Genomic DNA, 6590 nt, shown 5'->3' with positions numbered 1-6590 from the left:
CCGCGCCCCTGCTGGTCCTGCTGCTGGTCGCCGGGTGGCCGTCGGCGGGTTCGGGGCGCTCAAGTTCGTGTTCGCCGCCTGGCTGGCGCTGACGCTGTTCCGCGTCCTCCGCCGCGGCGGCCGTCCCTGCGGATCCGCCCGCGGATCCGCGCACTGACCCGGCGGCGCACCGGTCCACCACCGCGGCCGCCCCTACAGCGGCGGCCGCCCGAGGGACTCCCTGAGCCGCCGCATCTCCCCCGCGATCCGGTCCAGCGTCCAGTGCGCGTTCAGGCCGCTGGGGTTGGGCAGCACCCAGACCGCGGCGCCGCCGACCGGCTCCTCCTGCGGTCCGACCGCCGCCTTGGGCCGCCCGAACGCCGTCCGGTAGGCGGTCACCCCCGCCACCGCCAGCACCCTGGGCCGGACCTCGGCGACCAGGCGCGCCAGCCGCAGGCCGCCTTCGCGGAACTCCTCGGCCGACAGCTCGGCCGCCTGCGCGGTGGCGCGGGCCACCACGTTGGTGATGCCCAGCCCGTAGGACGGGAGCAGGTGCTGCTCGGCAGGGGACAGCAGCCGGGGGGTGAGGCCGGAACGGTGCAGCGCCGGCCAGAAGCGGTTGCCCGGCCGGGCGAAGTGGTGACCGGTCGCGGCCGAGTAGAGACCGGGGTTGATGCCGCAGAACAGGACGTCCAGCGAGGGACCGAGCACGTCCTCGATCGTCAGGTCCCTCGCCGCGTCGAGTTCGGCTCCCGTGGGACGCCTGCCCGCGGGAGAGCCGCCCGCGGGCGGCGCGGAAGGCCCGCTCGCGGAAGACCCGTCCGTGGAAAGCCGGTCCGCGGGGGACGACGGGTTCACAGGAGACATGGCCGTATACCTGACCGCTCCCGTCGCCGCCTAACCCATCTCCTCCAGCCTGCGCCCCTTGGTCTCCCGTACCTTCACCAGCACGAAGACCAGGGAGAGTGCGGCGAAGACCGCGTAGCCGACGTACGCGCCGGCCAGGCTCCGCTCCGCCAGGGACGGGAACGAGACGGTGATCAGCCAGTTGGCCACCCACTGCGCGGCGGCCCTGATCCGGTTGGGGAACATCTCGCCGAGCAGCACCCAGACGACCACGCCCCACGACAGCGCGAAGAACAGCACGAAGACGTGCGCGGCGATCAGGGCCACGGCGCCCTGCAGCTCCGGCAGGGTCACGGTCTCGCCCTTCGGCACGCCCGCGCTGAACGCCCACGCGGCCGTGGCCAGGGCGATCGCCATGCCCAGCGAGCCGATCATCAGCAACGGCCTGCGGCCGATCCGGTCGACCAGCGCGATGGCGATGAACGTGCCGACGATGTTGATGATCGAGGTGGAGAAGCTGATCAGCAGCGAGTCGCTCTGCTCGATGCCGACCGACTGCCACAGCGCCGACGAATAGTAGAAGATCACGTTGATGCCGACGAACTGCTGCAGTACCGAGAGCGTGATGCCGATCCAGACGATCGGCAGCAGGCCGAACGCCGAGCCCCGCAGGTCGCGCAGGCGGGGCCGGTGCTCCAGGCGCAGCGACCGCTCGATCTCCGCCAGCCGGGCGGGCGTCCAGGTCGACGCCCTCGGCCTCGATCTCCGCCAGCACCTCGCGCGCCTGCGCGCCGCGGCCCGCCGCGACGAGGAACCGCGGCGACTCGGGGATGGCCGAGGCGAAGAGCAGATACAGCAGGGCCGGGACCAGGCAGGCGCCGAGCATCCACTGCCAGGCCTGGATGCCGAGCAGCTCGTTGTTGACGTTCCCCCCGCCCAGCTGCGCGATGGCGTAGTTGACGAGCTGGGAGACCGCGATGCCCAGCACGATGGCGAGCTGCTGGAAGGAGCCCAGCCGGCCCCGGTAGGCGGGCGGCGCGACCTCCGCGATGTAGGCGGGGCCGAGCACCGACGCCATCCCGATCCCCGCGCCGGCGAGCACCCGCCAGAACGCCAGGTCCCAGATCCCGAACGGCAGGGCCTGGCCGACCGAGCTGACCGCGAACAGGATCGCGGCGATCTGCATGGTCCGGGTGCGTCCCCAGCGGTCGGCCAGCCCTCCGGCGATCCAGGCGCCGCCCGCCGAGCCGAGCAGCGCGATCGCCACCACGAAGCCGGTCGCCACCGCGCCCACCTCGAAGTGGCGCTGGATCCCGGTGACGGCGCCGTTGATCACGGCGCTGTCGTAGCCGAAGAGGAAGCCGCCTATCGCCGCCGCCGCGGTGATGAAGACGACGCGCCCCAGATGTTCCCTGTGCGTGCCCGGAGCTCCGGAGGACGTGGTACCGACCATGACGGTCTCTTCCCCGACGCGGGACTTTAAGTCGTATATGTCCGCTTTCATCGCGTGCGGCCGCGGCCCCGCCGACGTGGATCAGGGGACCGGGGGTGCGGGCCCGGTCCGCTCCGGGGCCTATCGGAACCGCCCGGATCCGGCGATCGATCGTAGAATCCCCCGGGGGTGAGGATGACCGGCCGACCATGGATCAGCACCACCGCGATCACCGCTTCGGCGGCGGCCGCCTGGCTGCTCCTGGTGACGCTGCCCGAGGCGCGCCGCGGGCCGCTGTGGGCGCTGGGGGCCGTGGTGGGGGTGTCGTTCCTCGGCACGGGGATCGTGGCCTGGCGGCTCCATCCGCGCAACCGGGTCGGCCCGCTCATGGTCGCCGTCGGCCTCGCGTGGATCCCCCAGCAGCTCCTGATCGGCGACGAGGTGCCGCCGCCGGCCGCGATCTGGATAGGCGCCGGCGGGCTCTGGGCGGGCCTGGCCTGCCACCTGTTCCTCGCCTACCCCACCGGCCGGCTCGACGGCCTGCCACCCAGGATCGTGGTCGGCGTCGCCTACGCCGAGTCGGTGGTGCTCCCGGGGGTCTCCCCGGCGATCTGCGCGGCTCTCCCGGAGCCGCTCGGGTCGATCGCGCTCTTCGTCGACGAGGTCCGGGTGCAGCTGGTCGTCGTCACGGGCGCCCTGGTGGTGGGCCTGTCCGTGGTGCGCTGGTGTGCGGGGAGCGCCGCCCAGCGGCGCGCGGTCACACCGGTGGCGGCCGCCTCCCTGATCGCCACGGTCGCGTTCGTGGCCGACCACGTGGCGGCCGGGTGGGGCTGGGGAACGCAGCCGCTGTTCGTCTACGCCATGTTCGGGGCGTTCATCGCGGTTCCGCTCGCCTACCTCGGCAGCCTGGTCCGGCGCGGGATCGATCGCGGCCGGGTGGCGGACCTCGTGGTGCGGCTCAGGGGCAGGAAGCAGCCGGACGGCCTGGAGAGCGCGCTGGCGGCGGTGCTCCACGATCCCACGCTGCGCGTCGGTTACTGGACGGCCGACCAGGACCGGTACGTCGACGCCGAGGGCCGTCCCGTCGAACTCCCGCCGCAGGAGAGCGGCAGGGTGATGACCCGCGTGGACCAGGGCGGAGCGCGGCTCGCCGTACTCCTGCACGACGCCGCGCTGCTGGAGCAGCCGCTGCTCGTCGAGGCGGCCTGCGCGGCCGCCTCGCTCGCGCTGGAGAACGAGCGGCTCACCGCCGACCTGAAGGCACGGCTGCGGCAGCTCGCGGCGTCGCGGGCCAGGATGCTCCGGTGGGGCGAGGCCGAACGCCGCAGGATCGAGCGCGACCTGCACGACGGCGTGCAGCAGCGGCTGCTGTCGGTGGCGATGACGCTCGGGCTCGCCGAGGCCACCACCCGCCCCGACAGGAGGGAGGAGCTGATCGGCGAGGCGAAGACCTCCGTGCTGGCCGCGCTCGACGACCTGCGCGCCGTCAGCCACGGGATCCACCCGCCGGTGCTCACCGAGCGCGGGCTGCCGGGAGCGGTGAAGGAGCTCGCCGCCGTCGCCCCCGTCCCCGTCGAGTGCGTGATCGGCACGGTGGAACCGCTTCCCGCGGCGGTCGAGAGCGCGGCCTACTACATCGTCAACGAGGCCCTGGCCAACGTGACGAAGCACGCGCGGGCGAACCGCGCGTGGGTACGGCTGGCGCGCAGCGGAGACCGCCTGGTGGTCGAGGTCGGCGACGACGGCCGCGGGGGCGCCGATCCGGCGCGCGGCTCCGGGCTCCGGGGCCTCGCCCACCGGGCCGAGGCCAACGGCGGCAGGCTCCGGCTCGACAGCCGCGGGGGCGCCGGTACGGTGCTCAGGGTGACGATGCCGTGCGGATAGCGATCTGTGAGGACTCCGCCCTCTTCCGGGAGGGCATGGCCCGGCTGCTGACCGAGGCGGGATTCCAGGTGGCGGCGGCCGTGGACGACGCCGGGAAGCTGCTGGCCCTGGTCGGCGAGGACCGCCCCGACGTCGCCGTCCTCGACATCCGCCTGCCGCCCACGCACACCGACGAGGGCCTGCGGGCCGCGCTCACCCTGCGGCGGCGCCACCCGGAGATCGGCGTGCTCGTGCTCTCGCAGTACGTGCGGGTGAGCTACGCGGTCGAGCTGCTCGGCGGCGGCGTCGAGGGCGTCGGCTACCTGCTCAAGGACCGGGTGTCGGACCTCGCCGAGTTCGCCGCGGCGATCCGCCGGGTGGGCTCCGGCGGATCCGCGCTGGACCCCGTGGTCGTCGAGAAGCTGGTGAGCCGGCACCAGCAGCCCGACGACCCGCTGGTCCAGCTCACCGGGCGCGAGCGGGACGTGCTCCGGCTGATGGCGGAGGGCCGGACGAACCTGGCCATCGCCGAGCGGCTGGCCATCGCCGAGCGCACGGTGGAGAAGCACTGCACGAACATCTTCGGCAAGCTCGGGCTGGAGGCCGGCCCGCACGACCACCGCCGGGTGCTGGCCGTGCTCCGCTACCTGAACGCCTAGGTGCGGTTAACCGCACCTGCGGGAGGGGTGCTGCCCGGCTTCCCCGGGGCCCGCCCGGGGGAGCAGAATCCCATCCGACGGAAGGGAGCCCGACGGTGGCTGCGGTTGGTGTGGACGTACGGCGGTTGTTGGCGGACTCGGGGGAGCCGCGGGAGTGGGTGGCCCCCCGGACGGATCTGGTCACGGCGCTGCTGGGAGTCTGGTTCGGCGTCGGCCTGATGATCGATGCCTGGGCGCACAGCAACCTGGCGGAGCTCGAGACGTTCTTCACCCCCTGGCACGCGGTGTTCTACTCGGGGTTCGCCGCGGTCTCCGGCTGGATCATCTGGCAGGTGTGGCGCGGCACCAGGACCGGCCGGCAGGGACTGGCGGCCGTGCCGATGGGATACCTCGCGGGCCTCGTCGCGGTACCCGCGTTCGCCGCCTTCGGCTTCGCCGACATGATGTGGCACACGTTCCTCGGCATCGAGACGGACATCGACATCCTGTTCAGCCCCTCCCACCTGGGACTGATCGCGACGATGTCGCTCATCATCACCACGCCGCTGCGCTCCGCCTGGCGCGCCCCCGACGTGGGCGAGCGCCCCTCGCTCGGCCGACTGCTCCCGGCCCTGCTCGGCCTGGCGTTCGCGACCACCCTGGTCTCGCTGTTCGTGTCGTACGGCAACGCCATGCAGTACGGCGCGGCCCACGTCGTCGAGGCGTTCTCCACCACGGACGGCGGAGGCGCGAGCGACCTGGCGGCCTCGATCGTCATCACCGACGTCGTGCTGCTCGCCCCCGTGCTGCTGCTGGTCCGCAGGTGGCACCTGCCCTTCGGCAGCGTGACCGTGCTGTACCTGGTGGGCGTCCTGATGCCGGGGGCGCAGACGGCGTTCGAGAACCTGCCGATCCTGCTCTCCTTCGTCGCCGCGGGGGTCGCGAGCGACCTGCTGATCCGGTGGCTGCGCCCGTCGGCGGAGCGGCGGGCCGCCTACTGGGCGTTCGCCGGACTGTCGGCCCTCGTCACCTGGTCGCTGTTCATCGCGGTCGCGTCGGCGGCGGGCGGCGGGCTGCCCGCCGTACCCGAGCTGTGGACCGGTGCGCCGACGGTGGCCGGGTTGATCGGCCTGGCGCTCGGGGCGCTGTTCCTGCCCGAAGCACACCGTAAGTGATGCGGCGGGACCCGTCACGGGCCCGTGCGGCGCGCCCGCTCCCGCCCAGCACGGCGCGCCTGTCCCCGAGACGGGTCCGCGCGGCGCGGCTGCTCCCGGTGTGGATCGTCTGCCTGGCCGCCGTCCTCGTACTGGCGCGCCCGGCTCCGGCCGAGGCCCACGTGGTGGCGGCCGGGGCGGACCTGCGGGTGGCCCAGACGATCGCCGGCACCGAGCTCACCGTGGTGGTCAAGGGGGTGGAGCGGGTCCCGGGCGAGCTGCGGATCGGCGTCGTCGCCTACCAGCCGGTCACCGGCGTGCCCGTCGCCCTGGAGCTCCGCTCGGTCACCGACGGCCGTACGGTGACCGGTACGGCGCACGCGGGGCGGGAGCCCCGGTACACGCCGCTCCGGGTGGAGCGCACCGGCCCCCACGAGCTCCGGCTGCGCGCCGGCGGCGAGGTCGCCGTGGTGCCGTTCCGCGTCCTGGTGGAGCGCGCGTCGGCCTGGGAGGCGCTGATCTACGGGGGGCTGTTCACGGCGGGGCTGCTGCTGGTGGGCGGCCTGCTCACCGGGGCGCTGTCCCGGCCGAGACCGGCGATGCTGCTGGCCGGCGGCGCCGCGGCGGGGCTGACGGTCGCCTTCACGTTCGTCCTGCTCGAACCGGGCCTGCGCCGCG

Annotated in this window: 5 protein-coding genes and 1 pseudogene; 4 read left to right on the top strand and 2 right to left on the bottom strand. The window is 73.8% G+C overall.

Going from position 1 to position 6590, the window contains the following annotated elements; translation table 11 throughout:
- Window positions 1-192: 192 nt before the first annotated feature.
- Together mug and ACWJ6R_RS27435 are read right to left on the bottom strand one after the other, a co-directional pair.
- A complete protein-coding gene (mug, locus tag ACWJ6R_RS27440; RefSeq protein ID WP_449065001.1) occupies window positions 193-690 on the bottom strand; it encodes a G/U mismatch-specific DNA glycosylase in 498 nt (165 codons plus the stop codon).
- Window positions 691-876: 186 nt separating this feature from the next.
- Window positions 877-2278, bottom strand: a pseudogene (locus tag ACWJ6R_RS27435) (sugar porter family MFS transporter).
- A 174-nt stretch (window positions 2279-2452) separates the two neighbouring features.
- Here ACWJ6R_RS27435 and ACWJ6R_RS27430 point away from each other — a divergent pair.
- The 4 genes from ACWJ6R_RS27430 to ACWJ6R_RS27415 form a co-directional block, all read left to right on the top strand.
- Window positions 2453-4141: a sensor histidine kinase gene (locus ACWJ6R_RS27430; RefSeq protein ID WP_449065000.1), complete on the top strand. Its 1689-nt coding sequence runs from the start codon at window positions 2453-2455 to the stop codon at window positions 4139-4141.
- On the top strand, window positions 4132-4779 hold the full coding sequence (locus ACWJ6R_RS27425; RefSeq protein WP_449064999.1) for a response regulator transcription factor: 648 nt from the start codon (window positions 4132-4134) through the stop codon (window positions 4777-4779). The genes ACWJ6R_RS27430 and ACWJ6R_RS27425 overlap by 10 nt, the downstream gene beginning before the upstream one ends.
- A gap of 95 nt (window positions 4780-4874) precedes the next feature.
- Complete coding sequence (locus ACWJ6R_RS27420) at window positions 4875-5933, top strand: hypothetical protein (RefSeq protein WP_449064998.1); 1059 nt, start codon at window positions 4875-4877, stop codon at window positions 5931-5933.
- The coding region (locus ACWJ6R_RS27415) for a hypothetical protein (protein WP_449064997.1) at window positions 5933-6590 on the top strand (658 nt) is incomplete at its 3' end. The genes ACWJ6R_RS27420 and ACWJ6R_RS27415, both read left to right, overlap by 1 nt.

Source organism: Planomonospora algeriensis, assembly GCF_977012225.1.
Note: the sequence above shows the minus strand (reverse complement) of the source record. Positions and strands in the feature narration are given on the sequence as shown.

Excerpts from the sequence above, each read along its gene's own strand:
- ACWJ6R_RS27430 (WP_449065000.1), top strand. The coding sequence starts at position 2,453 with ATGACCGGCCGACCATGGATCAGCACCACCGCGATCACCGCTTCGGCG.